At 67.3% G+C, this 24,250-nt stretch carries 27 protein-coding genes; 16 read left to right on the forward strand and 11 right to left on the reverse strand.

Features of this window, described 5'->3' with window-relative positions:
• The first annotated feature begins 92 nt into the window (after positions 1-92).
• The 13 genes from BLQ14_RS07860 to BLQ14_RS07920 all read left to right on the forward strand — a co-directional run bounded on the left by BLQ14_RS07860 (position 93) and on the right by BLQ14_RS07920 (position 11,352).
• Positions 93-806, forward strand: coding sequence for a DUF484 family protein (locus BLQ14_RS07860; RefSeq protein WP_092499899.1), 714 nt, complete (start codon positions 93-95; stop codon positions 804-806).
• Between the two features lie 65 nt (positions 807-871).
• Complete coding sequence (locus tag BLQ14_RS07865) at positions 872-1,765, forward strand: tyrosine recombinase XerC (RefSeq protein WP_092500220.1); 894 nt, start codon at positions 872-874, stop codon at positions 1,763-1,765.
• A 51-nt stretch (positions 1,766-1,816) separates the two neighbouring features.
• Positions 1,817-2,512 carry a CDP-alcohol phosphatidyltransferase family protein gene (locus BLQ14_RS07870; protein WP_092499901.1) on the forward strand — a complete coding sequence of 232 codons (696 nt, stop codon included), beginning with the start codon at positions 1,817-1,819 and terminating at the stop codon, positions 2,510-2,512.
• Positions 2,509-3,474 carry a CorA family divalent cation transporter gene (locus BLQ14_RS07875; protein WP_092499903.1) on the forward strand — a complete coding sequence of 322 codons (966 nt, stop codon included), beginning with the start codon at positions 2,509-2,511 and terminating at the stop codon, positions 3,472-3,474. The genes BLQ14_RS07870 and BLQ14_RS07875 overlap by 4 nt, the downstream gene beginning before the upstream one ends.
• Before the next feature lie 123 nt (positions 3,475-3,597).
• A complete protein-coding gene (locus tag BLQ14_RS07880; RefSeq protein ID WP_092499904.1) occupies positions 3,598-4,014 on the forward strand; it encodes a hypothetical protein in 417 nt (138 codons plus the stop codon).
• A gap of 33 nt (positions 4,015-4,047) precedes the next feature.
• Positions 4,048-5,181: a carboxylate-amine ligase gene (locus BLQ14_RS07885; protein WP_092499906.1), complete on the forward strand. Its 1,134-nt coding sequence runs from the start codon at positions 4,048-4,050 to the stop codon at positions 5,179-5,181.
• 89 nt (positions 5,182-5,270) lie between these two features.
• Complete coding sequence (locus BLQ14_RS07890; protein ID WP_092499908.1) at positions 5,271-6,416, forward strand: acyl-CoA dehydrogenase family protein; 1,146 nt, start codon at positions 5,271-5,273, stop codon at positions 6,414-6,416.
• Positions 6,413-7,471 (forward strand): enoyl-CoA hydratase/isomerase family protein, encoded by a 1,059-nt coding sequence (locus BLQ14_RS07895; RefSeq protein WP_092499910.1) that lies wholly within the window; start codon positions 6,413-6,415, stop codon positions 7,469-7,471. Before BLQ14_RS07890 ends, BLQ14_RS07895 begins: the two co-directional genes overlap by 4 nt.
• A complete protein-coding gene (gene mmsB, locus BLQ14_RS07900; RefSeq protein ID WP_092499912.1) occupies positions 7,468-8,343 on the forward strand; it encodes a 3-hydroxyisobutyrate dehydrogenase in 876 nt (291 codons plus the stop codon). Before BLQ14_RS07895 ends, mmsB begins: the two co-directional genes overlap by 4 nt.
• A 144-nt stretch (positions 8,344-8,487) precedes the next feature.
• On the forward strand, positions 8,488-8,694 hold the full coding sequence (locus BLQ14_RS07905; protein ID WP_092499914.1) for a YgaP family membrane protein: 207 nt from the start codon (positions 8,488-8,490) through the stop codon (positions 8,692-8,694).
• Between the two features lie 117 nt (positions 8,695-8,811).
• A complete protein-coding gene (locus BLQ14_RS07910; protein ID WP_092499916.1) occupies positions 8,812-9,993 on the forward strand; it encodes a cytochrome P450 in 1,182 nt (393 codons plus the stop codon).
• 90 nt (positions 9,994-10,083) lie between these two features.
• Positions 10,084-10,512 carry a GlcG/HbpS family heme-binding protein gene (locus tag BLQ14_RS07915; protein ID WP_092499918.1) on the forward strand — a complete coding sequence of 143 codons (429 nt, stop codon included), beginning with the start codon at positions 10,084-10,086 and terminating at the stop codon, positions 10,510-10,512.
• A 63-nt stretch (positions 10,513-10,575) separates the two neighbouring features.
• On the forward strand, positions 10,576-11,352 hold the full coding sequence (locus BLQ14_RS07920) for a gamma-glutamyl-gamma-aminobutyrate hydrolase family protein (RefSeq protein ID WP_092499920.1): 777 nt from the start codon (positions 10,576-10,578) through the stop codon (positions 11,350-11,352).
• A gap of 3 nt (positions 11,353-11,355) precedes the next feature.
• Here BLQ14_RS07920 and kynU read toward each other — a convergent pair whose 3' ends face one another.
• The 5 genes from kynU to BLQ14_RS07940 form a co-directional block, all read right to left on the reverse strand.
• Positions 11,356-12,552 (reverse strand): kynureninase, encoded by a 1,197-nt coding sequence (gene kynU, locus BLQ14_RS07925; protein ID WP_092499922.1) that lies wholly within the window; start codon positions 12,550-12,552, stop codon positions 11,356-11,358.
• A complete protein-coding gene (locus tag BLQ14_RS07930; RefSeq protein WP_092499924.1) occupies positions 12,552-13,307 on the reverse strand; it encodes an SDR family NAD(P)-dependent oxidoreductase in 756 nt (251 codons plus the stop codon). Before BLQ14_RS07930 ends, kynU begins: the two co-directional genes overlap by 1 nt.
• 176 nt (positions 13,308-13,483) lie before the next feature.
• Positions 13,484-14,485 (reverse strand): type I glyceraldehyde-3-phosphate dehydrogenase, encoded by a 1,002-nt coding sequence (gene gap, locus BLQ14_RS07935; protein WP_092499926.1) that lies wholly within the window; start codon positions 14,483-14,485, stop codon positions 13,484-13,486.
• Between the two features lie 58 nt (positions 14,486-14,543).
• Positions 14,544-14,687, reverse strand: a complete 144-nt coding sequence (locus tag BLQ14_RS15385) for a hypothetical protein (protein ID WP_170068362.1) — start codon at positions 14,685-14,687, stop codon at positions 14,544-14,546.
• A 61-nt stretch (positions 14,688-14,748) separates the two neighbouring features.
• On the reverse strand, positions 14,749-15,096 hold the full coding sequence (locus BLQ14_RS07940; RefSeq protein WP_092499928.1) for an HPF/RaiA family ribosome-associated protein: 348 nt from the start codon (positions 15,094-15,096) through the stop codon (positions 14,749-14,751).
• A 182-nt stretch (positions 15,097-15,278) separates the two neighbouring features.
• On the opposite strand from BLQ14_RS07940, the gene BLQ14_RS07945 reads away from it, so the two are divergent.
• The gene (locus tag BLQ14_RS07945; protein ID WP_170068361.1) at positions 15,279-15,716 is read left to right on the forward strand and encodes a DUF2267 domain-containing protein; all 438 of its coding nucleotides are present in this window, start codon (positions 15,279-15,281) and stop codon (positions 15,714-15,716) included.
• Positions 15,717-15,722: 6 nt separating this feature from the next.
• Here BLQ14_RS07945 and tkt read toward each other — a convergent pair whose 3' ends face one another.
• A complete protein-coding gene (tkt, locus tag BLQ14_RS07950) occupies positions 15,723-17,738 on the reverse strand; it encodes a transketolase (RefSeq protein ID WP_092499932.1) in 2,016 nt (671 codons plus the stop codon).
• Between the two features lie 195 nt (positions 17,739-17,933).
• Between tkt and BLQ14_RS07955 the strand changes: the two genes are divergently transcribed.
• Positions 17,934-18,452: a hypothetical protein gene (locus BLQ14_RS07955; RefSeq protein WP_092499934.1), complete on the forward strand. Its 519-nt coding sequence runs from the start codon at positions 17,934-17,936 to the stop codon at positions 18,450-18,452.
• On the forward strand, positions 18,445-18,885 hold the full coding sequence (locus tag BLQ14_RS07960; protein WP_092499936.1) for a cell division protein ZapA: 441 nt from the start codon (positions 18,445-18,447) through the stop codon (positions 18,883-18,885). Before BLQ14_RS07955 ends, BLQ14_RS07960 begins: the two co-directional genes overlap by 8 nt.
• A gap of 16 nt (positions 18,886-18,901) precedes the next feature.
• Here the strand turns inward: BLQ14_RS07960 and grxD are convergent, their stop codons facing one another.
• The 5 genes from grxD to BLQ14_RS07985 all read right to left on the reverse strand — a co-directional run bounded on the left by grxD (position 18,902) and on the right by BLQ14_RS07985 (position 24,101).
• A complete protein-coding gene (grxD, locus tag BLQ14_RS07965) occupies positions 18,902-19,261 on the reverse strand; it encodes a Grx4 family monothiol glutaredoxin (protein ID WP_176759533.1) in 360 nt (119 codons plus the stop codon).
• Between the two features lie 40 nt (positions 19,262-19,301).
• Positions 19,302-19,544, reverse strand: a complete 243-nt coding sequence (locus BLQ14_RS07970) for a BolA/IbaG family iron-sulfur metabolism protein (RefSeq protein ID WP_092499940.1) — start codon at positions 19,542-19,544, stop codon at positions 19,302-19,304.
• Positions 19,545-19,644: 100 nt separating this feature from the next.
• Complete coding sequence (locus BLQ14_RS07975) at positions 19,645-20,163, reverse strand: cupredoxin domain-containing protein (protein ID WP_092499941.1); 519 nt, start codon at positions 20,161-20,163, stop codon at positions 19,645-19,647.
• A 557-nt stretch (positions 20,164-20,720) separates the two neighbouring features.
• Positions 20,721-22,889 carry a phosphoribosylformylglycinamidine synthase subunit PurL gene (gene purL, locus BLQ14_RS07980; protein ID WP_092499943.1) on the reverse strand — a complete coding sequence of 723 codons (2,169 nt, stop codon included), beginning with the start codon at positions 22,887-22,889 and terminating at the stop codon, positions 20,721-20,723.
• Positions 22,890-23,195: 306 nt separating this feature from the next.
• Positions 23,196-24,101, reverse strand: a complete 906-nt coding sequence (locus BLQ14_RS07985; protein ID WP_092500221.1) for a LysR family transcriptional regulator — start codon at positions 24,099-24,101, stop codon at positions 23,196-23,198.
• Positions 24,102-24,250 lie beyond the last annotated feature (149 nt).

The following is a 24,250-nucleotide window of genomic DNA, read 5'->3' on the forward strand; positions in this document are numbered from 1 at the left end:
CCCACAAGGCAAGAAGCCAGAAAGTTGCGGAAATTCCGCCCCATCCGGTATAGGATGGGGCAAGAGCCGACCTTGGCAGCGAAGAGGCAGGCATGACGGGCAGCAATCTGGCCGAGATCAGCGACGATTTGCGCGCGCGCATCCTCTCCGACCCGGAGGTGATTCTCGAAGACCCCGAGGTGATGGCCGCCCTTGTTGCCGCGAATGAGCGGCTCATGGGCGGCAACATCGTCGATCTGCGCGGCGTGGCGATGGAGCGGCTCGAGGCCCGGCTCAAGCGGCTCGAGGAAACGCATGCCCAGGTCATCGCCGCGGCCTACGAGAATCTCGCCGGAACCAACCGGGTCCACCGGGCGGTGCTCCGGCTGATGGAGGCCACGGAGTTCGAGGACTTCCTTGCCTGCCTGTCAAGCGAGATGCCCGAGCTTCTCAGGGTTCAGGCGATACGTCTGGTGGTGGAAACCGAGGCGTCGCCCGACGATCCCGCGGTGCGGCGACTGGGCGACGTGCTGACCGTTGCCGACCCGGGGTTCATCGAGGGGTATCTGACCCAGGGGCGCAACGTGCCGGCCCGGCAGGTGACGCTGCGCCAGCTTCAGCCCGACAGCGAGGTGATCTATGGCGCGGCGGTGGGCTGGGTGCGCTCGGAGGCCTGCCTGAGGCTCGATTTCGGGCCCGGCAACCTGCCCGGCATGCTGTGTCTCGGGGCGGAGGATCCGCATCAGTTCAAGCCCTCGCAGGGCACCGATCTGCTGGCCTTCTTTGCCGGCGTCTTCGAGCGGCTGATGCGCCGCTGGCTGGCGTGAGCGCCCGCCGCGTCGAACCGGCATTGCGTGATCCCGAGCTCATCGCGCCCGCCTTGCGCGCGGCGATGGCTGAGTGGCTCGCCGGGCTCCGCGCGCTTCAGGGCGCCTCGGAGCGCACCATCGAAGCCTATGGCGCCGATGTCACCGGCTTTCTCGCCTTCATGGCGCGCCATCTCGGCGGGCGCGGGGGCATCGGCATGCTGGCGGCGATCGGGGTGAGCGACATGCGCGCCTGGATGGCGCACGAGCGCGGGCGCGGGCTGTCGCCCCGGTCGCTGGCGCGGGCGCTGTCGGCGGTCAAGACCTTTACCCGCTGGCTCGCCGAACGGGAGGGTTTCGACGCGACGCCGATCCTGATGGCGCGCAGCCCCCGCTTCAAGGCGAAGCTTCCGCGCCCGCTCTCCGAGCCCGATGCGGTGCGGGTGATCGAGACGGTGGGTGAACAGGCCCGCGATGGCTGGCAGCGGGCGCGTGACGTGGCGGTGGTCACGCTTCTCTACGGCTGCGGGCTGCGCATCTCCGAGGCCCTGGCGCTCACGGGGGCGGATGCCCCGCTTGGCGAGATGCTGAGAATCGTCGGCAAGGGCGGCAAGGAGCGGCTGGTGCCGGTCATTCCCGCCGCCCGGGAGGCGGTGGCAGCCTATGTGGCGGTCTGCCCCTACGCGCTTGCGCCCGAGGAGCCGCTCTTTCGGGGCGCCCGGGGTGGGGCCTTGAGCCCCGCGATCGTGCAGAAGGCAATGCAGCGCGCGCGCATGCAGCTCGGGCTGCCCGCCACGGCGACCCCGCATGCGCTGCGCCATTCCTTCGCCACCCACCTGCTTGCCGCCGGCGGCGATCTGCGCGCCATACAGGAGCTCTTGGGACATGCCTCGCTGTCAACGACGCAGGCCTACACGGCGGTCGACGCGGTGCGGCTGATGGAAGTCTACGAGGCCACACATCCGCGCGCGTCGGGCTGAGGCGACCTCGCGCGGTTTGCACGCGCGGCGGTTTTCGTTCATGACAGGCGCATGACTGCCCGTGCCAAGGCCATTTTCGTGCATCTCTTCACCGCCACGGGTGCGGTGCTGGCGATGCTCGCCATGCTCTCCGCTGTCGACGGCGACTGGAGCATGATGTTCCTGTGGCTGGTGGCGGCCTTCATCGTTGACGGCATCGATGGGCCGCTGGCCCGCCGCTACCACGTCAAGACCCATGCGCCGCAGTGGAACGGCGAGCTCATGGATCTCATCATTGACTATCTCACCTATGTCTTCATCCCCGCCTTCGCCCTCTTCAAGTCCGGCCTGCTCCCGGGGTGGACGGGATGGACGGCGATCATCGTCATCACCTTCGCCTCGGTGATCTATTTCGCCGACACACGGATGAAGACAAAGGACAAGAGCTTTGCCGGCTTTCCCGGCTGTTGGAACATGGTGGTGATCGTGCTGTTCGCGCTGAAGCCGGAATTCTGGACGATCCTCACCATCGTCGTCCTTCTGGCGGCGGCGATGTTCACGCCGCTGAAATTCATCCATCCCATCCGTACCCGCCGCTGGCGCGCGCTTTCGCTGCCGGTGGCGCTTGCCTGGACGTTCTTTGCGGGCTGGGCAGCCTGGGTGGATTTCCATCCCGAAAGTTGGGCGCACTGGGGGCTTCTTCTGACGAGCCTCTATCTGCTGTTTGCCGGCATCGCTCAGCAGATCATCCCCGAGCGGGCTGCATGATCTCGGCCTTCCGTCTGAGCGGAAACCGCCTTGAGCCGCTCGATGCGTCGCAGGCACTTGAACGGGCAGACTGGATCGACCTTCTCGCGCCGAGCCCCGAGGAGGTCGCGGCCGTCGCCCGGCTGGGGCTCGACATCCCGAGCGCGGACGAGATGGAAGAGATCGAGCCGTCAAACCGCCTGTTTCGCCGCGACGGGGTCGATTACATGACAGTCGTCCTGCCGGTCACGCGCGAGGTGCCGCTGCCACGCGTGCGGCCTGTCAGTTTCATCCTTGCGCCCGACAGGCTGGTGACCGTGCGTCATCACCCGTTGCGCGCCTTCGAGACCTTCCTCGCCAATGGAGAGGTGCCCGTTTCGCGCGACGAAGCTCCAGCGCCTGAGGCCATCCTTCTCGGGTTGATGGACGCGGTGGTCGGGCGCATGGCCGATCTCCTCGAAGCATCGGGCCGCGCGCTTGATGCGCTGATGGCCTCGATCCATGCGCCTGGCACAGGGCCTGGGGTGAACGTTCTGCGAGGAGCGCTCGCCAGCCTCGGGCGAGAGGGCGAGCTTGTTGCGCAACTGCGCCAGGCGCTCGTGACGCTTGAACGGGCGCTCGGGCACTGTGCGGCGAGCCGGGCAGGGGTGGAATCCTCCACCGAGGTCTTGCGCTTTCTGCAGCTGGAGCAGCGCGACATCGCTGCGCTGGCGGTGCATGCGGATTTTCTATCGGCGCGGCTCGGTCAGGCCTCCGAAGTGACCCTCGGGGTGATCAACCTCGACCAGAACAACACGATAAGGATCATCTCGGTGGTGACGGCGCTGTTTCTCCCACCCACGTTGATCGCGTCGATCTACGGCATGAACTTCGCCTTCATGCCCGAACTCGGCTGGCCCCTCGGATACCCGCTTGCCCTCGGGCTCATGGCGTTGGCCTCCTGGGGTACATGGCGCTATTTCCGCAGCAAGGGCTGGCTCTGAGGCCGCAGTCGGCCTTGCGCATCTGCGAATCGGGCGTCTTTCGCGTTGCCAGCGGGTGGGGCCCGGCTATGCTCGCTTGGCAGGAACGGAACGATTGCAAGACGCGAGAAGGGGCGGCACTCGATGGCGGTCACATTTTCCATCTTCCCCGAACGCGGGCTCGTCTATGTGCGTTACGAGGGCGAAGCGCGCCTTGCCGACACCATGGCGGCCTTCGCCGAATATGCAGCCCATCCCGATTGCCGCCCGGGCCAGAAACAACTGGTCGATCTCTCTGCCGTCACCGGCGTGGAGATGAACTTTGCGCAGCTGATGGAGATGCAGGCACGCAAGGCCGATCTCTTCGGCACTGCGGAGGAAACCCTGATGGTCTATTTCGCGCCCACGCCCGAGGCGCGGCGGATCGCGAATCTTGCCATGCGTTCCTGGCAGGGGCTGGGGAAAGTGGTCGCGCTGGTCGCCGAAACCGAGAAGCAGGCACTCGAACTTCTCGGCCTTTCCGAGACCGGAATTGCCGAACTGACGGCGCAGGCGGGATAGTCCCGCCGCAGGCCAAAGCGCAGGGAGGCGACCATGGCCATCAGCGAACCGAGCTTCACCCTTGGCATCGAGGAGGAGTATCTCCTCGTCGATCGCGACGGCTTCGATCTCGCGGAGGCCCCGGCCAAACTCATGGAGGCCCTGCGCGCGCGCCTCGGTGATCAGGTCAGTCCCGAATTCCTGCGCTGTCAGGTCGAGGTGGGGACGCGCGTCTGCGCAAACATCGCAGAGGCCCGGGAAGAGCTGCGCAATCTCCGCCGTGCCGTGGCCGAAGAGGCCGCGCGGTTCGATCTGGTGCCGCTTGCCGTCTCCTGCCATCCCACCGCCGACTGGGAGGATCAGCCGCGCACCGACAAGGAGCGTTACGAAGTCATCGAGCATGACCTTGCCGCCGTGGCGCGGCGGCTGCTGATTTCCGGAATGCATGTGCATGTGGGCATCGAGGACGAGAACCTGCGCATCGACCTGATGAACCAGGCAACCTACTTCCTGCCGCATCTTCTGGCGATGAGCGGCTCGTCACCCTTCTGGAAGGGGCACGATACCGGGCTGATGAGCTACCGCCTGACGGTTTTCGACAATGTGCCCCGCACGGGCCTTCCGCCGCGTCTGTCGGACTGGTCGGAATACCAAAGGTCGATCGAGGCGATCGTTGCCACGGGCGCGATCGAGGACGGCTCCAAGATCTGGTGGGACATGCGCCCTTCGGTGCGCTTTCCGACGCTCGAGGCGCGCATCTTCGACAACTCGCCGCGGTTGGAGCACACGCTGACGCTCGCCGCCTTCACCCAGTGCATCCTGCGCCACCTGTTCCGGCTGCGCCTCAAGAACCAGCGCTGGCGCATCTACGACGCCTTCCTCATCGGCGAGAACCGCTGGCGCGCCCAGCGCTACGGCATGCGCGAGGGGCTGATCGATTTCGGGCGGGGAGAGCTTGTGCCCTTCCCCGAGCTTCTGGAGGAGATGCTCGAGCTTTTTGCCGAGGACGCCGAAGCGCTGGGCTGCGTGGCCGAGATCGAGGGCGGGCGCGACATTCTCGCCCAAGGCAGCTCTGCCGAACGCCAGCGCCGCGTCTTTGCCGACGAAGTCGCCGCGGGCGCGACACGGGAAGAGGCCTTCCGCGGCGTGATCCTGAGCCTGATCGAGGAATATCGCGCCGATCTATGAGAAGATGGCCGGGCGCGGACGCTTGCCAGGAGGGGCGCGGCGGCGTTAATTAAACGCGCGTTCAGTTCGGCCGGAGAGGGGAGGCAGCGATGGATTTCGCGCTCAGCGAGGAACAGACGGCGATCTACGACATGGTCCGCGCTTTCGGCGAGGAGCACGTCGCGCCACATGCCCGCGAGTGGGAGGCGGCGGGCACCATCCCCCGCGATCTCTGGCCCAAGCTCGCCGAGCTTGGCATGGGCGGCATCTTCGTCTCGGAGGAGGCGGGCGGGGCGGGGCTCTCGCGGCTCGACGGCACGCTGATCTTCGAGGCGCTGAGCCGCTCCTGCGCGTCGGTCGCGGCATTTCTCTCCATCCACAACATGTGCGCGGCGATGATCGACCGCTTCGCCAGCGAGGAAATGAAGGCCCGGCTCCTGCCCGGCATCGTGGCGATGGAAACGGTCGTCGCCTATTGTCTTACCGAGCCCGGTTCGGGCTCGGACGCGGCCGCGCTCAGAACCCGGGCCGAGCGCACGAACGAGGGCTATGTGCTCAACGGCACCAAGGCCTTCATCTCCGGCGGCGGTTATTCGGACCTCTACCTCGTCATGGCCCGTACCGGCGACGACTCGCCGCGCGGCATCTCCGCGATCGTGGTCGAGGCGGGCACGCCCGGCCTGTCCTTTGGCAAGCTCGAGGAGAAGATGGGCTGGCGCTCCCAGCCCACCGCGCAGGTGCAGTTCGATGACTGCACCGTTCCGGCCGAGAACCTCGTGGGCGAAGAGGGCAAGGGCTTCAAATACGCCATGGCCGGGCTTGACGGCGGCCGGCTCAACATCGCCGCCTGCTCGCTTGGCGCCGCCCAGGCCGCCTTCGAGAAGACCCGCGCCTACATGGCCGAGCGGCGGGCCTTCGGGCAGACGCTCGACCAGTTCCAGGCGTTGCAGTTCCGCCTTGCCGACATGGAGATCGACCTGCAGGCGGCGCGCACCTTCCTGCGCCAGGCGGCATGGAAGCTCGATCAGGGCGCGCCCGATGCCACGAAGTTCTGCGCCATGGCCAAGAAATTCGTCACCGAAGTCGGCAGTCAGGTTGCCGACCAGTGCCTGCAGCTGCATGGCGGCTACGGCTATCTCGCCGATTACGGCATCGAGAAGGTGGTGCGCGATCTGCGCGTGCACCAGATTCTCGAAGGCACCAACGAGATCATGCGGCTCATCGTGGCCCGCAGCCTTCTGGCCGAGCGGCCATGAGCGAGGAAATCCTCATCCGCAGGGAAGGCCGGGCAGGGCGGATTACGCTCAACCGCCCCAAGGCGCTGAATGCGCTGACCTGGCCGATGGTCACGGCCATCGAGGAGGCGCTCGATGCCTGGGCGGATGACGGGGAGGTGGCGCTTGTCCTGATCGACGGGGCGGGCGAGCGCGCCTTCTGCGCCGGGGGCGACATCGCCGAGCTCTACCGCACGGGGCGGGCGGGCGACTACGACTACGGCCGGCGCTTCTGGCGCGACGAATACCGCATGAACGCCAAGCTCTTCCATTTCCCCAAGCCGGTGGTGACCTTCCTGCACGGCTTTGTCATGGGCGGCGGCGTCGGCGTGGGGTGCCATGGCTCGCATCGCATCGTCTGTGAAAGCTCCGTGGTCGCGATGCCCGAATGCGGCATCGGGCTGGTGCCCGACGTGGGCGGTTCGCTGATCCTCGCCCGGGCGCCGGGGCGACTTGGCGAGTATCTCGGCACCACCGGCACGCGCATGGGGCCGGCCGATGCCATCCATGCGGGCTTTGCCGACCATTTCGTTCCCGCCGCGGACTGGGAAGGGCTCAAGGCCGAGCTTTGCGCCTCGGGAGATGCGCGCGCGGTGGCGGCGGCGGCAAAGGCGCCCGGCGAGAGCGCGCTTGCCGCGCGCCAGCGGCTCGTTGACCGCCACTTCGGCGGCGAGACGCTGGGCGACATCCTGCGCTCCTTGCGCATCCCCACGCCGGGCGAGCCCGAGAACACCGCCTTCTGCGAGGAGACGCTGAAGGTGATGGCGCGCAACTCGCCCCTGTCGATGGCCTGTACGGTGCAGATCATCCACCGCCTGCGCGGGCCTGGCGCCACCATCGAGCGCGCGCTCGATCTCGAATACCGCTTCACCGCGCGGGCGATGGAGAAGGGCGACTTTCTCGAAGGCATCCGCGCGGCCATCATCGACAAGGACCGCAACCCGCGCTGGCGTCACACGCTGGACACCCTCAAGGATTACGAGGTGACGCGGATGCTGATGCCCCTGCCGCGCGAGGAGAAGAAGACGACATCATGAAGATCGGTTTCATCGGGCTGGGCAACATGGGCGCGCCGATGGCCCGCAACCTCGCCAGGGCGGGCCACGAGGTGAAGGGCTTCGACATCGCTGCGCCCTGCCCCGAGGGGGTGGAATGCGTGGGCTCGGCCGCGGAGGCGGCGAAGGGCGCGGAGGTGGTCATCACCATGCTGCCCGACGGCAACATCCTGCGCCAGGTCGCCGCCGAGATCATCCCGGTCATGGAGAAGGGCGCGGTGTTCCTCGACTGCTCGACGGTCGATGTGGAAAGCGCGCGCGAAGTGGCACGGCAGGCCGAGGCGGCGGGGCTGAGGCCGCTCGATGCGCCCGTCTCGGGCGGGGTCGGCGGCGCGGAGGCGGGCACGCTTACCTTCATGGTGGGCGGCTCGGAGGAAGCCTTCGAGATCGCGAAGCCCCTCTTCGAGGTGATGGGCAAGAAGGCCGTCCATTGCGGGCCATCGGGCAACGGGCAGGCGGCGAAGATCTGCAACAACATGATCCTCGGCGTGACCATGATCGCCACCTGCGAGGCCTTCGCGCTGGCCGACAGGCTCGGCCTCGACCGCCAGAAGCTCTATGACGTGGTCTCCACCTCGTCGGGCTACAGCTGGGTGATGAATGCCTATACGCCCGCCCCCGGCGTCGGTGTGCCCTCGCCGGCCGACAACGACTACAAGCCCGGTTTCGCCGCCGAGCTGATGCTGAAGGATCTGCGCCTGTCGCAACAGGCGGCCGAGGCGGTGGATGCCGACACGCCCATGGGCCAGCGCGCGGCCGAACTCTACGAGGCCTTCGTCGAGCGCGAAGGCGGGCGCGGGCGCGACTTCTCGGCGATGCTGCCGCGCTTCGAGAGCCGCCGCCGGCGCGGGTGAAACGCCCCCGCAACGGCCACACGGAGCGACAAAATGCCTCGCGTGGTAAGGGGCTCGCACGAATTTGGGGAAAAGCGGCGTTACAGATACAGCCACAGGTGGTATATCTTCCTGCCTGACCGGCGAATCGAAGGGATCGTTGGAATGAAGAAGAAAAATGAAGGAATCGTTGACCGCACCCTGCGCGTCACGCTCGGCTCCGGTCTTCTGATCTCGTTCTTCATTTTTCCCGAGGCGTCCTGGCGATGGTGGCTGCTTCTGGGGTTCTTCCCGCTGATCTCCGGACTCGTCGGTTACTGCCCCCTCTATTCGCGCTTGGGGCTTTGCACCTGCCCGAAGGATCAAGCCTGAACGCCTGAGTCGCCCCGGACGCCCGCGCGTTCCCGCGGTGGCATGTGTGGCCGGCTTGCCATTGAGCCCGCGGCGCGACAGCCTGTCGACGCAGAAGATCCCATCGTCCGAGGCGTGATGCACGAGATTTCCCAGTCTCCCACCGACCCCGAATTCGTTCAGAACCCCTATCCCTTCTACGAGCGCGCCCGTGCCCTTGGGGAGGTGGTGTACTGGCGCGACTATGAGCTGCCCGTCGCCCTGAGCCACCGGGCCGTGGATATGATACTGCGTGACCGGAGGCTGGGGCGCGAGCCGCCCGCCGAAGCGCGCGGGCCGGTTCCCGAACATCTGGCGCCCTTCTTCGAGATCGAGGCGCACTCGATGCTCGAACTCGAGCCGCCCCGCCATACCCGGCTGCGCGGTCTCGTTCTGCGCGCCTTCACATCGCGCCGGATCGCCGGGCTTGCCCCGGAGATCGCCGAGCTGTGCCACGCCCTGATCGACGGCTTTCCCGAGGGCGAATTCGATCTCTTGCCGCGCTACGCCACCCGCGTGCCCGTGATCGTCATCTGCCGGTTGCTCGGGGTTCCCGATTCGATGGCCGATCAGCTTCTCTCCTGGTCGCATGACATGGTCGCCATGTATCAGGCCCGTCGCGACCGGGCGGTCGAGGAGGCAGCGGCGCGGGCCGCGGGCGCCTTCGCAGCGTTCATGCGCAGCTACGTGGAGGAGCGGAGGGCGCGGCCGGCAGATGATCTGATCACCCATCTCATCGCCGCGGAGGAGGAGGGCGAGCGGCTGACCATCGACGAGCTTGTCGCCACCTGCATACTACTTCTTAACGCCGGTCACGAGGCGACGGTGCACACGCTTGGCAATGGGGTGAAGCTGCTGCTGGAGGAGGGGGCGGATCCGGCCTGGCTTGCCCCCGGGACGATCGAGGCCACCGTTGAGGAAATCCTGCGCTTCGACCCGCCGCTGCATCTGTTCACGCGTTTCGCGTATAAGGAGGTGGAGCTCTTCGGCGCAAAGCTGAAGCGGGGCGACAGAATCGGCTGTCTTCTCGCCGCGGCGAACAGGGACGCGGCGGTCTTCGAGACGCCGGGGCGATTTGACCCGGCACGTCCGGCGCGTGCCAATCTGGCCTTCGGCGCGGGCCGGCATTTCTGTGTCGGTGCGCCGCTTGCCCGGCTCGAGCTCAAGGTGGCGCTGTCCGTGCTCTTCGACCGTTGCCCAGGGCTTACGCTCGCCGCGACTCCGCGTTATGCCGATCTCTATCATTTCCATGGGCTCGAACGGCTCATGGTGCGGCTGTAGGGGGCGCCGCCCCCTCTGCCGCTTCGCGGCATTCACCCCCGGGGTATTTCCACCCAGGGTGAGAGAACAGGGATAGCAAGGGAGACGGGCATGGCCACGATCGGGTTGCGCAAGGCGCGGACAATCATTCGCAAGGCGCTCGAGAAGGCGCGGGAGATGGAACTCAAGCCCCTCTCGGTGGTCGTCCTTGACGCCGGCGGCCATGTCATCGCCTTCGAGCGGGAGGATGGCGCAAGCCCGGGGCGCTTCGACATCGCCCGCGGCAAGGCCTATGGCGCGGTGATGACCGGGATGCCGGGTTCGGCGCTGCGCGACCGTGCCGAGGCGCAGGCCTATTTCGTCAATGCCCTGAACGGGCTGTGGGATGGGAAGATGGTACCGGTGCCCGGCGGGATACTGGTGCGCGACGGCCGCGGCAACGTGATCGGCGCGGTCGGGGTGACCGGAGACACCTCGGAGAACGACGCCATCGCGGGGATGGCCGGGGTGGAGGCGGCGGGGCTCACGGGCGAGGCCTGAGCCCTCGCAACCCGGCGCCATCGTTGTTATATCCCGGCCGTCGGGAGAAGGAGGCAGTGGCGCATGGCGCGACCGATCGTCGGCATCATCGGCAACAGCCACATGATCTCGGACCGCTACCGGGTTCTGGGTGCGGGGTATTTCTGCGCCGAGGCGATCGCGCATGTGGCGGGGGCGGTGCCCGCCATCGTGCCGAGCGCGCCGGAGCTCGTCTCCATCGAGGAGCTGATGGAGCATTATGACGGGTTTCTCTTCACCGGCGGGCGGCCGAATGTGCACCCGGAGGAGTACGGCCACGAGCCGACCGAGGCGCATGGCGCCTTCGACCGTGATCGCGACCGGGTTGCGCTGCCGCTCATCCGGGCGCTGACCGAGCGCGGGCAGCCCTACCTCGGCATCTGTCGCGGCTTTCAGGAGGTCAATGTCGCCTTCGGCGGCACGCTGCACCCGGAGATCCGCGAACTGCCGGGACGGATGAATCACCGCATGCCGCCCGATGGCACGCTCGAGGAAATCTTCGCGCTGCGCCAGCGGGTGACGTTCGCGGAGGGCGGGGTGTTCCACCGGCTGATGGGCGCACGCCAGGTGATGACGAACACGCTGCACGGGCAGGGCATACTCGAGCCCGGGCGGCGGATCGTGATCGACGGCTGGGCGGACGATTCCACCCCCGAGGCGCTCTATGTGGCCGATGCGCCGGGCTTCACGCTGTCGGTGCAGTGGCACCCCGAATACAACGCCGCCAATGATCCGGTGAGCCGCAAGCTCTTCGAGGCCTTCGGGCAGGCGGTGCGGGACTGGGCCGAGGGACGGCGGCCGCGGCGGCTGAAGAGCGCCTGAGGCTCAGGTTACCGCGGCGCGGCGGCGGCAGGCCGGGTCGTCCCATAGCCGATTGCGCATCACCTCCTCCAGGACGGCGGCGGCGCGCAGTATGTCCTCCTCGCCGATGTAGAGGGGCGTGATGCCGAAGCGGATGATGTCGGGGGCGCGGAAATCGCCGATCACCCCGCGGGCGATCAGCGCCTGCATCACCGCATAGCCTTCAGGATGGCGGAAGGAGACCTGGCTGCCGCGCTCTTCGGGCGCGCGCGGCGAGGCGAGCACGAGCTCGGGGCAGCGGCGCTCCACCTCGGCGATGAAGAGTTCGGAGAGTGCAAGCGAGCGGGCGCGGACATCGGCCATGTCGACCATGTCGAAGATGTCGAGCGCGGCATCGAGCGCGGCCATCTGGATGACGGGTGGCGTGCCAACGCGCATCCGGGCGATGCCGCCTGCGGGGCGATAGGCGGGCTCGAAGGCGAAGGGCGCGTCATGCCCGAGCCAGCCCGAAAGGGCGGGCAAGGCCGCTTCGGCATGGCGCGGGGCGACGTGAATGAAGGCCGGTGCGCCGGGCCCGCCGTTGAGGAACTTGTAGGTGCAGCCCACCGCGAAATCGGCACCGGCGGCGGTGACATCGACTTCCAGCGCACCGGCGGAATGCGCAAGATCCCAGATCGTCAGCGCGCCCACCTCATGCGCGCGGGCGGTGAGCGCCCACATGTCGTGACGTCGGCCGGTGCGGTAGTCCACCTCCGTGAGCATCAGCACCGCAACCTCCTCGGTCAGATGCCCGGCCACCTCTTCGGGTTCCACGAGCTTCAGCCTGTGACCCTGCCCGAGCGTGGCAATGAGCCCTTCGGCCATGTAAAGATCACTGGGGAAATTGCCGGTATCGGAGAGGATCACCCGGCGGGAGGGATTGAGGGCCAGAGCCGCCGCCAGCGCCTGATAGACCTTGATCGACAGCGTGTCGCCGACCACGGTGGTGCCTTCGGGAGCGCCGATCAGCCTGCCAATGCGGTCGCCGAGCCTGAGCGGCATCTCCATCCACCCGGCGCGGTTCCAGGCGGTGATCAGCATCTCGCCCCATTCCTTGTGCACGCAGCGCTCGATGCGCTCGGCGGCGGCGCGGGGCAGGGGGCCGAGCGAGTTGCCGTCGAGATAGGTGATGCCTTCGGGCAGGTGGAAGGCGGCGCGCGTGGCAGCGAAATCGGTGGTCATCAGATCTGGCCCCCGGAAATCTCGATCGCCTGGCCGTTGACCGATTGCGAGGCTGGCCCGCAGAGCCAGAGCGCTGCGGCGGCCACTTCCTCCGGCTCGATCAGGCGCTTGTGGGGGTTGGCCTCGACCATCAGCGCCAGCGCCTCGGCCTCGGAGATGCCCGCGCGCCGGGCGATGGAGGTGATGTTGCGGTCGATGATGGGGGTGGCGACATAGCCGGGGCAGAGTGCGTTGAAGGTGATGGGCTTGCCAAGATGGTCGGCCGCAAGCCCCCGGATGAGGCCGACCATGCCGTGTTTCGAGGCGGTATAGGCGGTGGCGCCCTTGAGCCCCTTGAGCCCTGCCACCGAGGCCACGGCGATGACCCGGCCCCAGTCGAGCCCGTGCATCGTCTTCAGCGCCTCGCGGATGGTGAGAAAGGCGCCGTCGAGGTTGACGGCCATGATCTGGCGCCAGAAGGCCATGTCGGTCTTGTGCAGCGAGCGTCCCTCGGCAAGGCCTGCATTGGCGACGTGGATCGCCACCGGCCCACGCGCCTCTACAGCGCGGGCGAAGCCCTCGCGCACGCTGTCCTCGTTGGACACGTCCATCACCTGCGGGAAGAGCCCCGGCGCCTGCGCGGCCGCTGCCTCGAGCACCTCAAGCCGGCGCCCGGTGATGGTCACCTTCGCGCCGCGTTCGGCGAGCGCCCGCGCAATGGCAAGCCCGATGCCGGTGCCTCCTCCCGTCACAAGGGCATGCGCGTTTTCGATCATCTTCGGTCTCCTCCCTGCCTCACGCGAGCCTGGGCGCAGAGTATCGGCCGCGCCGGGCTGGGCAAGGGGTGCGGGAAGGGGGGCGGGAATTCGTTCAGGGATTGGCGTGAGCAGCCAAGAGAAAGGGCGCCACCGCCGGCCGGCGAAGGCGCCCCCCGTCAGAGCGTGCCGATGGCTCAGAGGTGCTTGCCCATCTCCACCGCGGTGTCGGCCATGCGGTTGGAGAAGCCCCACTCGTTGTCATACCAGCTGAGGATGCGCACCATGCGCCGCTCCATCACCTTGGTCTGGTCCATGTGGAAGACCGAGGAGTGCGGGTTGTGGTTGAAGTCGCAGGAGACGAGCTTTTCCTCGGTGTAGCCGAGGATGCCCTTGAGCGAGTTGTCGGCGGCGACGCGGATGGCGTCGTTGATCTCCTCCACCGTGGTCTCGCGCTTGGCCTCGAAGACGAGATCGACCACCGAGACGTTCGGCGTGGGCACGCGGATCGCCACCCCGTCGAGCTTGCCGTTGAGCTCGGGCAGCACCAGCCCCACCGCCTTGGCGGCACCGGTGGAGGTCGGGATCATGCTCAGCGCCGCGGCGCGGGCGCGGTAGAGATCCTTGTGCATGGTGTCGAGCGTCGGCTGGTCGCCGGTGTAGGAGTGGATGGTGGTCATGAATCCGCGCTCGATGCCGACCGCCTCGTTGAGCACCTTGGCCACCGGCGCGAGGCAGTTGGTGGTGCAGGAGGCGTTGGAGACCACGAGATCCTTCGAGGTCAAGGTGGTGTGGTTGACGCCGTAGACGATGGTCTTGTCGGCCCCCTTCGAGGGTGCCGAAACCAGCACCCGGCTGGCCCCGTTCTCGAGATGCACCGCGGCCTTCTCGCGGTCGGTGAAGATGCCGGTGCATTCCATCACGATGTCGACATGCTTCCAGGGCAGCTCGCGCGGGTCGCGGATGGCGGTCACCTGGATCGGGCCGAAGCCGACGTCGATCCAGTCATCGCCGGTCTTCACCTCGCCGGGGAAGCGGCCGTGAACGCTGTCGTAACGCAGAAGATGCGCGTTGGTTTCGACCGGGCCGAGGTCGTTGATGGCCACCACCTCGATGTCGGTGCGCGCCGACTCGACGATGGCGCGAAGCACGTTGCGTCCGATCCGGCCGAAACCGTTGATGGCGACCTTGACTGCCATGGTCCCTTGTCTCCCTCGTTGCTGGTGCCGCCCGCGTGGGCGGCGGTCGTCCGCGGCTTTAGCGCCAAAAGGCCAGATACTCAATCGCGGCAAGAAGCCTTCTGCCGACAAATACCGGCAGGTTCCAGTGCAGCCAGAAATGGTCCGCCGTCACGAGGGCGATGATCACGAGGCCCAGGGCGATCGCCAGCCTGTTGGTCATGAACCGGGCCCTCCCTCTCGTCGAGGTGACGATAGGGAGGGGAGAGGCTGTCGGGAAGGGGTCAATGTGACCGGCCACGCTCCCTGTCGGAGCGCTTGCGCTTGAATTCCTCCAGCTCGCGGAGCGCCGAGGCGAAGGTTTCGCGGATGAGCCGCGGCAAGTCGTCCCACATTGCCGGGTCATCGCCCTTGCTCTTGACCACGATGTTCGGGCCGGGAACCTCAAGCTCGATCTTGACGTGATGAGCCACGCCCTTCGGGCCGTGGTCGGAATCCTTCTCGATGGCCACGCGCGCGGTCACGAGCCGGTCGTAATGACGCTCAAGCTTGGCCAGTTCCTCGAGCACGAGCTTGCGGATGGCCTCGGAGCTGTCGAGGCCGTGAAAGACGATCTGCGGTTCGGTCTGCATGCGCGGGTATCTCCCTTCTGTCCGGTTCTGTCACGTCACAGCTAGGTGCGGCGTTTCGCAGTTACCATCCTCCGATGCAAGCGCCCGCCGCCCTGACACAGGTCAATGCAATGGGGCCGCCGGCTCCCCATATTCGCAGAGGACAGGACGAGCATGAATACGAGCATGAACTGGAGGATGTGATGAGCGCACTTGGACTGCCGATCATCGACAACGCCGTGCAGGACGCCAACCGCTGGATCAACGAGGTCAACGCCCATGTTGGCTGGGACGACAAGCAGCGCGCCTACAGGCTGCTGCGGCAGGTGCTGCACGTGGTGCGCGACCACCTGAACGTGGACGAGGCCGCGCAGCTCGGTGCGCAGCTGCCAACGCTGATCCGCGGCATCTACTACGAGGGCTGGGATCCCTCCAGGACGCCGGTGAAGATGCGCAAGCCCGAAGAGTTCATCGCCGCCGTGCAGGCCGGTTTCCAGACCGACCCGCTCGGTGATGCGAAGGAGGCGATTGCCGCCGTCTTCGCCGTGCTCGATGCGCATGTCTCGGCCGGCGAGATGGAGGAGGTGAAGCAGGCCTTCACCAAGGAGATCCGCGCGCTCTTCGGCGGGGTGGAGGCCTGACCCCGCTCAGAGTAGCGCCTTGGCGCGGGCGGCGAGGTTCTCGGCGGTGAGGCCGAACTTCTCGTAGAGCACCTTGGCGGGCGCGGAGGCGCCGAAGCTCGAGAGGCCCACGAAATCGGCCTTCGCCTCGCGCCCGCGCTCACCGCACAGCCAGCGGTCCCAGCCAAGCCGCACGCCGGCCTCGATGCCCACACGCACGGGGCCCGCGGGCAGGACGCGGCGGCGATAGGCCTCGTCCTGCTCGGCGAAAAGCTCCCAGCAGGGCATGGAGACAACGCGCGTGCCGATCCCCTCGGCCTGCAAAAGCTCGCGCGCGGCAAGCGCGATTTCCACCTCGCTCCCGGTGGCCAGCAGGATCACCTGCCGCTTGCCTTCCGACTCGGCCAGCACGTAGGCGCCCTGCGCCGTGAGGTTCCTGGCCTTGTGCTGGGTGCGCACCGTGGACACGCCCTGCCGGGTGAGCGCGAGGACGGAGGGGATGCGGGTCTCGCTCAGCGCCAGCTCCCATGCCTCGGCCGTCTCTACCGTGTCGGCCGGGCGGAACAGGCGCAGGTTCGGCGTGGCGCGCAGCATCGCCAGATGCTCCACCGGCTGGTGGGTGGGCCCGTCCTCGCCGACGCCGATCGAGTCATGAGTCATCACATAGACGACCGGCACGCCCATCAGCGCCGACAGCCGGATCGCCGGTCGGGCGTAGTCGGTGAACACCATGAAGGTGCCGCCATAGGGGCGCACGCCGCCATGCAGGGCCATGCCGTTCATCGCCGCGGCCATGACATGCTCGCGGATGCCGTAGTGGATGTAGCGGCCCTTGCGGTTGTCCACGTCGAAGACGCCAAGATCGGGCGTCAGCGTGTTGTTGGAGCCGGTGAGGTCGGCCGAGCCGCCCAGCGTCTCCTTCATCACCGGGTTGATCGCCTTCAGCACCGTCTGCGAGGCCGCGCGCGTGGCGACCTTGGGTTGCGCCTCGGCGGCCTCCTTCTTGACCTTGCGGATGACCGAGGCGAGCCGCTTCGGCGCCTCATGGGCGAAGACGCGGCGGAACTCGGCCTGCCTGGCTTCCGACAGCTGCGCCAGCCGCGCCTCCCATGCCTCGCGCTCGGGCCGGCCGCGCGCGCCGATCGCCTCCCACGCGGCCTTGATCTCGGCCGGGATCTCGAAGGGCGCGGCCGTCCAGCCATAGGCGGCCTTGGTCGCGGCGATGAGCTCGGGATCGGTCAGCGCGCCATGAGCCTTGGCGGTGTCCTGTGCCGCCGAGCCGAGCCCGATATGGGTGCGGCAGGCGATCATGGTCGGCCGGTCGGATTTCTTCGCCGCCGTCAGCGCGGCATCGATCGCCTCGGGGTCGTGGCCGTCACACTCCAGCACCTCCCAGCCGGCGGCTTCGAAGCGCAGCTTCTGGTCGGTGGCGTCGGCGAGCGAGACCTTGCCGTCGATGGTGATGCCGTTGTTGTCCCACAGAAGGATCAGGCGCGAGAGCTTCTGGCGCCCCGCAAGCGTGATCGCCTCCTGGCTGATGCCCTCCATCAGGCAGCCATCGCCCGCGATGACATAGGTGTAATGGTCCATCACCTTGCGCCCCCATGTGGCGCGCAGGTGCTCCTCGGCGATGGCAAAGCCCACCGCATTGCCCACCCCCTGGCCGAGGGGGCCGGTTGTCGTCTCCACGCCGGGCGCATGGCCATACTCGGGGTGGCCGGCCGTCTTCGAGCCCCACTGGCGGAAGTTGCGGATCTCCTCGATGGTCATGCCGGGCATGCCGGTGAGGTAGGCGAGCGCATAGATCAGCATCGAGCCGTGACCGGCCGACAGGATGAAACGGTCGCGGTCGGGCCAGTCGGGGCGCGCGGCATCGAACTTCAGGTGCTTCTCGAACAGCACCGTGGCGACATCGGCCATGCCCATCGGCATGCCGGAATGGCCCGAATTGGCGGCGGCCACGGCATCGAGCGTCAGCACGCGGATGGCACAGGCCTTCATCCAGTGGTCGGGGTGGCGGGCTTTCAGCTCGGCGATCTCCACGGGGCGCGTCCTTCCTTGAGTGGTTGCGTCACGGTTGGGGCAAAATGCGCGCTCCTGATAGCAGCGGGCGGCGGAAGTGCAAGGCGGCAGGGGCGGGCGGGAACAGGGTTCGCGCGGCAAAACGGGCTGGCCTGAGGCGCGTGGAGCCGTTAGCATCCTGTTGCGAAGCCCGAAAAGAAAAACGGGGTCAGGGGCATGTCGGAGCTTTCTGAACTGGAACGACGGCTGAGCGAGGCGCTTGACCGGATCCGCGAGGGCGTGGAGCGGCTGACGCTCGCTCCCTTGCCCGCCGCGCCATCCGAGGCGGCGGCGGACGAAGCGCGCGGAGCGGCCGAGGAAATCGCGTCGCTACGCGAGGCCCTCGAGGCCGAGCGGCTTGCCAATGCCCAGCTTGAGGAGCGGCTCGCCGCGATCCGAAGCCGGCTCGAGGAGAAGGTCGAGGAGCTCTCGGGCGAGGTCGAGGGCCTGCGCGAGCAGCTCGAGGCAACCCATGCCCGCAACCGCCATCTCAAGCGCAGGCTCGAGGAGGTGCGCGCCGCGCTTGCCCGCCTGCGCGAAGCGGCGTCGGAAGGCGTGACCGAGCCCGAGCAGATCAACCGCGCGATGCTGGCCGAGCTCGAGAGCCTGCGCGCGCTGCGCGAGGCGGACCGTCATGAGCTCGATGCGCTCATTGCCGAGCTGAAGCCGCTGGTTGAGGAGGCAGCCGATGCCTGAGGTTTCGATCACCATCGGCGGGCGCAGCTTCACCGTCGCCTGTCAGGATGGCGAGGAGCATTATCTGCACGCGGCCGCAGCGCTGCTCGACGCCGAGGCAAGCGCCCTGACGGCCCAGATCGGCCGTCTGCCGGAGCCGAAGATGCTCCTGATGGCCGGGCTCATGCTGGCGGACAAGGCCGCGGGCATGGAGGAGCAACTGAAGAGCCTCGAGGAGGCGCAGAAGGCGCTGCAGGCCGAGCTCGCCGCCGCACAGGCCGAGATCGAGGCTTTGAAGAGCGCGCCGCCACCCGAACCCGAAAAGATCGAGGTTCCGGTCATTCCCGACGATGTGACGGAGACGCTCGCCGAACTCGCCGCACGCGCCGAGGCGCTTGCGGCCGAGCTTGAGGAGAAGACGCGCGAGGAGGCCTCGGGGCGGGGCGCCGGCTGAGGGCGCCCCGCCGCGTTCAGCTGTTGGCTTCGCGGATCTTGTTGGCCGCGTCCTTATCGTAGGCGACGCCCTTCTTGTCGAAAAGCTCGTCGAGCTCGCCCGAAAGCGTCATCTCGGTGACGATGTCGCAGCCGCCCACGAACTCGCCCTTCACATAGAGCTGCGGGATCGTCGGCCAGTCCGAGTACTCCTTGATTCCCTGGCGGATTTCCTCGTCGGCGAGCACGTTCACGTCGGTATACTCGACGCCCATGTAGTTGAGCACCGAGGCCACGCGGCTCGAGAAGCCGCACTGGGGCATGGTCTTGGTGCCTTTCATGAACAGCACCACGTCATTGTTTTCGACCATCTCGCGGATGCGGTCGTGAACGCTCATCATCGTTCTCCTGAAATTCGGGGGGAGGCGGCCGGCGCGGTCAGTCCGGCGCCTTGGTGGTCAGGGCCAGCGCGTGCAGCTCGCCGTTGGGGCCGTCCATCTTGCCCTTGAGCGCGGCATAGACGGCGCGTTGTTGCTGGACGCGGTTCATGCCGCGAAAGCTCTCGTCGATCACCTCGGCGGCGTAGTGGTTCCCGTCGCCGGCCAGATCGGTGATGGTGATCTTGGCATTCGGAAATGCCGCGCGGATCAGCGCCTCGATCTCGTGGGCTTGCATTGCCATGTGGCTTGGTCCTGTCGCCGCGTGTTCCTCGCCGAAGATGTAGAGCGGCGGGGGCGGGGGTGCAAGGCCGGGGCGACGGATGCCGCCCCGGCCCGCAGGGCTACGAGCCCGTGCCGGTGACGACGAGCGGTCCGACCATGCCCGATTCGTAATGCCCCGGCACGTTGCAGGCGAATTCGATCCGTATCGGCCCGGCGAAGGTCCAGATGATCTCACCGCTCTCGCCGGGCTCGAGCAGAAGCGAGTTGGGGTCGTCATGACCCATGCCGTGATGGATGCGATCGGCCTCGAGCATGCCCGATTCCATCATCGCCAGCATCTCCTTGCGGTGCTCGGCATGCATGGCGGGCGTGCCGAGCCCGAACTCGTGCACGAAGTCGCCGCGGTTCTCCGCGACAAAGCGCACCGTCTCTCCGGCGGCGACTTCGATCACGCCCGGATCATAGGCGTTGTCGGTCATCACCACACGGATGGTGCGCGTGGCGTGGGGGGCCTCGCCGGGTCTGCCGAAGGCGAAACCGTCGTCATGGCTGTGGCCGCCGGTGTGGCTGCCTCCGGCAAGGGCGGGCAGGGCGGTGAGCGCGGCAATCGCCACCGCGCAGGATATGGTCAGGCGCATCCTGATGCTCCCATTTTCTGAAAGATGTGTTGTCGTTTGGCTCGTTGCAGCCGCAATGGTCAGAGCCGGTGGGAGTGGGGGGCGGTGTCTCCGGCAAGATCAGACTTTGGTGAAATGTCTCGAGGGCTCCGAGGCGGAGCACAACCGCCAGCCGAAAGCTGGCTTCCCGCGGCTGGGGTGTCTCCAGCGAGGCGAAGTGATCGGCGTGGCATGGCGTTGGATGGTGGTGCACGTCGACATTGCGATCATCGTGCCGGTCCAAGGCCTGGACGGCGAGATTCTGGCAGTCGTCCGCGGTGCTGTCGAGCGCATGCAGGCGCAGTCGGGCGTGCGACGCGGGAGCGAAGATCACTGCCAGAAGAAGGGCCAGAACGCCGGTTGCGAGCCGAAAAGCCTCTCTCCGTGCTCGCACACTTCGCACCGATGTCCTGCCGAGGGACATGCCGCCTGCCTCGTTCTCTGGTTGGCTCGACGGGCAGGTGAACGGAGCAGAGCGCATCTGTCAACGCCACGCAGATCACACGGGCGTCAGCGGCGGCACGCCGCCTCCGGGTGTTTCAGATTCCCCCGTCGATCGCCCGGCCGAAGGCTGACCGCCAAAGCTCCACAAGCTCGGCAAGCGGTGCCTCAGAGCCGCCCATCCGCACCGTCTCGCCGCCGAAACGGCCGACCGTGGCAATGGGCAGCACGGCCCTTGCCGCCTCGACCATCAGCGCCTCGGCGGCATCGAAGTTGCAGGCGATGAGGTAGCGGCCCTGATCCTCGCCGAAGAGCGCTGCGGTGTCTTCCTCGTCGAGCGTGACGCCCACCCCCGAAGCTGCCGCCATCTCGAAGGCGGCAAGCGCGAGCCCGCCGTCGGAGATGTCGGTGCAGGCGCGGATGAGATGGGCGTTGGCGCGGATGAACTCGCCCGCCGCGCGCTCGGCGGCGAGATCCACGGGGGGCGGCGGGCCCTCCTCGCGGTGGAAGACCTCGGCCAGAAGGGCGGACTGCCCGAGATGTGCGCCGGCTCCGCCGAGCACCACCGCGACGTGGCCGGCGCGCGCGCGGCCGCCTATGAGCTCTTCGGGGCTTTCGATCAGCCCCACCGCGCCGATCGTCGGTGTGGGCAGGATCGGCTGGCCGTCGGTTTCGTTGTAGAGCGAGACGTTGCCCGAGACCACGGGCATGTCGAGGGCCCGGCAGGCCTCGCCGATACCTTGGATGGCAAGCACGAACTGGCCCATGATCTCGGGCTTCTCGGGGTTGCCGAAATTCAGGTTGTCGGTCACGGCAAGCGGCCTTGCGCCCACCGCGCAGAGGTTGCGGAAGGCCTCGGCCACCGCCTGCTTGCCGCCTTCCTTCGGGTCGGCCTGCACATAGCGCGGGGTCACGTCGGAGGTGAAGGCGAGAATCTTTTCGGTGCCGTGCACCCGCACCAGCCCCGCGCCAAAGCCCGGCCCCTGCACCGTGTCGCCCATCACCTGGGTGTCGTATTGTTCATAGACCCAGGCCTTGGAAGCGTAATTGGGGCTTGCGATGAGGATCTTGAGCGCATCCACCGGATCAACCCGCGGCACCTCGCCCAGAGGCGGCGGCGGTGCCGGCGTCACCCACGGGCGGTCATACTCCGGCGCCTCGCCCGACAGCGCCCTGAGCGGCAGGTCGGCCTTCAGCTCGTTGCCGTGGAAGACGAGGAAGCGATCCTCGGCGATGGTCTCGCCGACGATGGCGAAGTCGAGATCCCACTTGGCGAAGATCGCGCGCGCCTCTTCCTCCTTCTCGGGCTTGAGCACCATGAGCATGCGCTCCTGGCTTTCCGAGAGCATCATCTCGTAGGCGGTCATGCCCTCTTCGCGCTGCGGCACGGCATCGAGGTTGAGGCGGATGCCGAGGCCCCCCTTGTCGCCCATCTCCACCGCCGAGCAGGTCAGCCCCGCCGCGCCCATGTCCTGAATCGAGATCACCGCATCGGCGGCCATGAGCTCGAGACAGGCCTCGAGAAGGCACTTCTCGGTGAAGGGATCGCCCACCTGTACCGTCGGGCGTTTCTCCTCGATCGACTCGTCGAACTCCGCCGAGGCCATGGTCGCCCCGCCAACCCCGTCGCGCCCGGTCTTGGCGCCGAGATAGACGACCGGCATGCCCACGCCCGAGGCCGCCGAGTAGAAGATGCGGTCGGCCTGCGCGATCCCGGCGGCAAAGGCGTTGACGAGGCAGTTGCCGTTATAGGCGCGGTGAAAGCGCACCTCGCCGCCCACGGTGGGCACGCCGAAGCAGTTGCCATAGCCGCCGATGCCCTCGACCACGCCGTGCACGAGCCGGCGGGTGCGCGGGTGGCTCAGCTCGCCGAAGGAGAGCGAATTCATCGCCGCGATGGGGCGCGCGCCCATGGTGAACACGTCGCGCAGGATGCCGCCGACGCCGGTCGCCGCGCCCTGATAGGGCTCGATGTAGGAGGGGTGGTTGTGGCTCTCCATCTTGAAGACCACGGCCAGCCCGTCGCCGATGTCGACAACGCCCGCGTTCTCGCCGGGGCCGCAGATCACCTGCGGGCCTTCGGTGGGCAGGGTGCGCAGCCACTTCTTCGACGACTTGTAGGAACAGTGCTCGTTCCACATCGCCGAGAAGATGCCGAGCTCGGTGAAGGTCGGCTCGCGGCCGAGGATGTCGAGTATCCGCTGGTACTCGTCGGGTTTCAGCCCGTGCGCGATGATGAGCTCTTCGGTGATCTTCGGTTCCTGCATTGCGCTCCCCCGGGTGGCGCCCTCGGCGGCCTCCGGGCCCTCATATGCGAACCCGCGGCAAGGGTGAAGGGTGGCCGCGCCCGCGATGCGGCGCGACAGGCACAAGGGCCGGTGGATGACAAAAAAAGAGGCCGAGCGGCAAGGCTCGGCCCAAGTCCAACAGGGAGGTAGAAGACCGTGCGAGAGGTCGCCGCGGCTTCTGGAGCGCAGATAGTTGGCAAATGCAACGGAATCAAGCGCGGATGGCGCCCCGGGGTGCAAAGCTGCCATGCGTGGAGTGCATGGCTTGCGCTGCGCGCACCGCGATCAGGCGGCCTCTCCCTCGCGCATCCGGCGGCGGTGGGCGATCACCTCCTCGGTGACGAAGTCGCGGAAGGCGGCGATGCGGCGGGAGTGGCGCAGCTCTTCCGGATAGGCGAGATAGACCGGCACCTCTTCCGACTCGAGTTCCGGCAGGACCCTGACAAGCTGAGGAAAATCCTGTGTCAGATAATCGGGCAGAACGCCTATGCCGAGATCGTTGAGCACGGCCTGCAGCACGCCGAAATAGTTGTTCACGGTCAGCCGCGAACGCACGTCATGGGTCATCAGCAGCTGCACCAGCCGCGCCCCGGCCGAGACCTGCGGCGCCGAGGTGTTCTGGCACACCAGCCGATGCGACGAGATGTCCTCGATCCGCTCGGGCGTTCCGGCCGCCTCGAGATAGGCGGGCGTGGCGTAGAGGCGCATGCGCACCTCCATCAGCTTGCGGCGGATCAGGTCCGCCTGGCTCGGTTCCTTCATGCGGATGGCGACATCGGCCTCGCGCATGGGCAGGTCGAGCACCCGCTCTTCAAGCATCAGGTCGATGTTGAGATCGGGGTAACGGTCGTAGAGCGCCTTCAGCCTTGGCGCCAGCCACAGCGTGCCGAAGGCAATGGTTGTGGTCACCCTGAGCTCGCCGAAGACCTCCTCGCGGCTGTCGCGGATGCGCGCCTCCGCCGCCTCGAGCCGCCGCGCCATGGCCTTGGTGGCGTCGAACAGAAGCTCGCCCTGTTCGGTGAGAATCAGTCCGCGCGCATGGCGGTGAAAGAGGGTGGTGCCGAGGCTCTCTTCCAGCGCCCGAATCTGTCGCGAGACGGCCGATTGGGAAAGATGGAGCGTCTCCCCCGCATGGGTGAGGCTGCCGGCGGAGGCGACGGCGTGAAAGATCCTTAGCTTGTCCCAGTCCATCATGTGGCCTTCATTGCGCCCGGCGGGGGCGATCGCGCATTTGGGTTTCCGCAGTGCTTAACACAACCCTGTTCCAATGTGGTGACGGGATTTTGACTTTGTAGGTCAGGATTTTTGACCTATAACCCGACGCAGGGCACGCCCCGGGA

The sequence above is a fragment of the Meinhardsimonia xiamenensis genome (assembly GCF_900102905.1).
Classification (GTDB): Bacteria; Pseudomonadota; Alphaproteobacteria; order Rhodobacterales; family Rhodobacteraceae; genus Meinhardsimonia; species Meinhardsimonia xiamenensis.

Bases quoted from the DNA above. Each gene is read 5' to 3' on its own strand.
- BLQ14_RS07860 (WP_092499899.1), top strand. From the start codon at position 93: ATGACGGGCAGCAATCTGGCCGAGATCAGCGACGATTTGCGCGCGCGC.
- BLQ14_RS07865 (WP_092500220.1), top strand. From the start codon at position 872: ATGGCTGAGTGGCTCGCCGGGCTCCGCGCGCTTCAGGGCGCCTCGGAG.
- BLQ14_RS07870 (WP_092499901.1), top strand. From the start codon at position 1,817: ATGACTGCCCGTGCCAAGGCCATTTTCGTGCATCTCTTCACCGCCACG.
- BLQ14_RS07875 (WP_092499903.1), top strand. From the start codon at position 2,509: ATGATCTCGGCCTTCCGTCTGAGCGGAAACCGCCTTGAGCCGCTCGAT.
- BLQ14_RS07880 (WP_092499904.1), top strand. From the start codon at position 3,598: ATGGCGGTCACATTTTCCATCTTCCCCGAACGCGGGCTCGTCTATGTG.
- BLQ14_RS07885 (WP_092499906.1), top strand. From the start codon at position 4,048: ATGGCCATCAGCGAACCGAGCTTCACCCTTGGCATCGAGGAGGAGTAT.
- BLQ14_RS07890 (WP_092499908.1), top strand. From the start codon at position 5,271: ATGGATTTCGCGCTCAGCGAGGAACAGACGGCGATCTACGACATGGTC.
- BLQ14_RS07895 (WP_092499910.1), top strand. From the start codon at position 6,413: ATGAGCGAGGAAATCCTCATCCGCAGGGAAGGCCGGGCAGGGCGGATT.
- mmsB (WP_092499912.1), top strand. From the start codon at position 7,468: ATGAAGATCGGTTTCATCGGGCTGGGCAACATGGGCGCGCCGATGGCC.
- BLQ14_RS07905 (WP_092499914.1), top strand. From the start codon at position 8,488: ATGAAGAAGAAAAATGAAGGAATCGTTGACCGCACCCTGCGCGTCACG.
- BLQ14_RS07910 (WP_092499916.1), top strand. From the start codon at position 8,812: ATGCACGAGATTTCCCAGTCTCCCACCGACCCCGAATTCGTTCAGAAC.
- BLQ14_RS07915 (WP_092499918.1), top strand. From the start codon at position 10,084: ATGGCCACGATCGGGTTGCGCAAGGCGCGGACAATCATTCGCAAGGCG.
- BLQ14_RS07920 (WP_092499920.1), top strand. From the start codon at position 10,576: ATGGCGCGACCGATCGTCGGCATCATCGGCAACAGCCACATGATCTCG.
- kynU (WP_092499922.1), bottom strand. From the start codon at position 12,552: ATGACCACCGATTTCGCTGCCACGCGCGCCGCCTTCCACCTGCCCGAA.
- BLQ14_RS07930 (WP_092499924.1), bottom strand. From the start codon at position 13,307: ATGATCGAAAACGCGCATGCCCTTGTGACGGGAGGAGGCACCGGCATC.
- gap (WP_092499926.1), bottom strand. From the start codon at position 14,485: ATGGCAGTCAAGGTCGCCATCAACGGTTTCGGCCGGATCGGACGCAAC.
- BLQ14_RS15385 (WP_170068362.1), bottom strand. From the start codon at position 14,687: ATGACCAACAGGCTGGCGATCGCCCTGGGCCTCGTGATCATCGCCCTC.
- BLQ14_RS07940 (WP_092499928.1), bottom strand. From the start codon at position 15,096: ATGCAGACCGAACCGCAGATCGTCTTTCACGGCCTCGACAGCTCCGAG.
- BLQ14_RS07945 (WP_170068361.1), top strand. From the start codon at position 15,279: ATGAGCGCACTTGGACTGCCGATCATCGACAACGCCGTGCAGGACGCC.
- BLQ14_RS07955 (WP_092499934.1), top strand. From the start codon at position 17,934: ATGTCGGAGCTTTCTGAACTGGAACGACGGCTGAGCGAGGCGCTTGAC.
- BLQ14_RS07960 (WP_092499936.1), top strand. From the start codon at position 18,445: ATGCCTGAGGTTTCGATCACCATCGGCGGGCGCAGCTTCACCGTCGCC.
- grxD (WP_176759533.1), bottom strand. From the start codon at position 19,261: ATGAGCGTTCACGACCGCATCCGCGAGATGGTCGAAAACAATGACGTG.
- BLQ14_RS07970 (WP_092499940.1), bottom strand. From the start codon at position 19,544: ATGGCAATGCAAGCCCACGAGATCGAGGCGCTGATCCGCGCGGCATTT.
- BLQ14_RS07975 (WP_092499941.1), bottom strand. From the start codon at position 20,163: ATGCGCCTGACCATATCCTGCGCGGTGGCGATTGCCGCGCTCACCGCC.
- purL (WP_092499943.1), bottom strand. From the start codon at position 22,889: ATGCAGGAACCGAAGATCACCGAAGAGCTCATCATCGCGCACGGGCTG.
- BLQ14_RS07985 (WP_092500221.1), bottom strand. From the start codon at position 24,101: ATGGACTGGGACAAGCTAAGGATCTTTCACGCCGTCGCCTCCGCCGGC.